The organism is Micrococcus sp. HMSC31B01 (genome assembly GCF_001816085.1).
GTDB classification, from domain to species: domain Bacteria; phylum Actinomycetota; class Actinomycetes; order Actinomycetales; family Micrococcaceae; genus Micrococcus; species Micrococcus luteus.
This window is the reverse complement of the sequence record NZ_KV825311.1, coordinates 1-1,780: the sequence shown is the minus strand read 5'-3', so window position 1 is coordinate 1,780 and position 1,780 is coordinate 1. Positions and strand designations below refer to the sequence as shown.

Genomic DNA, 1,780 nt, shown 5'->3' with positions numbered 1-1,780 from the left:
CCCGGCCGGGTGCGCCGCAGCGTCGCCGCGGCGTCGACGAGCCGCTCGAGCCCCTGGCTCTCGCCCATGTTGCCCAGGTACAGCACGTGGAGCTCACCGGCGGGCCGCTCGCGCCGCGGCGCCACCGCCAGGCGAGCCAGGTCCACACCGTTGCCCAGGGTGCGGACCACCCGCACCCCGCGCCCGCGCAGCGTCTCCGCGAAACCGTCCGTGACGGTCACCACGAGCCGGGCTGCGCGCTGGCCGCCGGTCACGACGCGTTCCATCGCGACGCCCAGCAGGCCCTGGTGGACCCCGGCCTCGTGGGCGAGATCCGGCCAGGCGTCGCGCATCTCCAGCACGAGGGGACGGCGCCAGAGGCGGGAGAGCACGACGCCGGGCACCACCACGGGCAGGGCGGGCACGGTGGCCACCACCACGTCCGGGCGTCGGGTGGCCATCCCACGGGGGATGGCGAGCAGCGCGTGCACCACCGCTTCGGCGAAGCGGCCGTTGCGGCCGGCCTCCCCCAGGGGCAGGCGAGGCGTGGGCAGGACACGTTCGCCGTCGGGCCCGGCGAAGGGGCGCACACCCCCGGGCGCGACGACGTCGACGTCCCAGCCCGCCGACCGCAGCGCCGCCACGACCGCGCCCCAGCGACGCGCGGGAGGGGTGCGCTCGGGCCGGTAGGAGTGGGAGACCAGCAGCAGGCGGGGGCGGCGCGACTCAGTCGTCACAGGGGTCCTCCCCGAGGGCGGGTGCGGGCGTGGTGCCGGTCAGCAGGGTCAGCACGGGGGCGGGCCCGCCGGCGGCCTGGGCCTTCTTCTCCTTCTGGGGCTCGTGCTCGTCGACATAGCGCTGGACGTCGTCGTCGGCGAGGGCGGAGCGCAGGTCCGCCAGCTTGTCCTCGTCGAGCTCGACGATGGCGTCGCCGTTCGGGCCCTCCGCGAAGCCCTTGCGAGGCACCGTGAACATCTCGACGTCCTCGCCGCGCACGTCGCGCAGCTGCCACGCGAGCGAGGCGATCACTCCGGACGTGAGCCCCTCGTCCACACCGAGGTGGTCGGAGAACGTGGCGACGACCTCGGTGGTGCGGGCGGGATTGCCCAGGATCTGCGGGCTGAGGAAGCGGTCCATCGCCCCGGCCAGGTAGCGCTGCTGGTTCTTCACCCGGGTGACGTCGCCGTCGTCGAAGGCGTGCCGTTCGCGCACGTAGCGCAGGGCGGCCGTGTCCTGCAGCAGGATGTGCCCGCGCGGGTAGTACGAGGGGTTGGCCTGACCGGAGGAGAAGGCCTGCGGGTTGCAGACCTCGACGCCGCCCAGCGCGTTCGTCACGCCCCGGAAGCCCTGGAAGTCGACCTCCAGGACGTGGTGGATCGGCACTCCCAGCAGCAGCTCCACCGTGTCCACGGCGAGCGCGTAGCCGCCCCTGTCGAAGGCCGAGTTGATCTTCGCCTCGCCGTGGCCGGGCACGGTGACCCACGAATCCCGCAGCACGGACATGACGTAGACCTGGCGACGGTCCGCGGGGATGTGCACGAGCATCATGGTGTCCGAGCGCTGGCCCATGTCCTGCTCGCCCTCGCCCTCGCGGGAGTCGGAGCCCAGGACGAGCACGTTCAGCGGGCCGTTGCCGGCCGCCTGCTCGAGCGCCCCCACGTCCACCGTCTGCCGGTGGTCGTCGAAGGTGCGCCCGAGCGAGCTCGTGTACCAGGCGCCCAGGCCGAGCAGCGCCGCGAGCAGGACGGCGAGCACGCCGACGACCCACGGCCAGCGCCGGCGGCGCCGCGCGACCGGCGGG

2 protein-coding genes are annotated in these 1,780 nt (G+C 74.4%); both read right to left on the bottom strand.

What is annotated here, in order from left to right:
* Positions 1 to 716 (bottom strand): glycosyltransferase (locus HMPREF3105_RS10060; RefSeq protein WP_141762500.1); only part of this gene is annotated, 716 nt, incomplete at its 3' end.
* Positions 706 to 1,780 (bottom strand): LCP family protein (locus HMPREF3105_RS10055; RefSeq protein ID WP_246830371.1); only part of this gene is annotated, 1,075 nt, incomplete at its 5' end. The genes HMPREF3105_RS10055 and HMPREF3105_RS10060, both read right to left, overlap by 11 nt.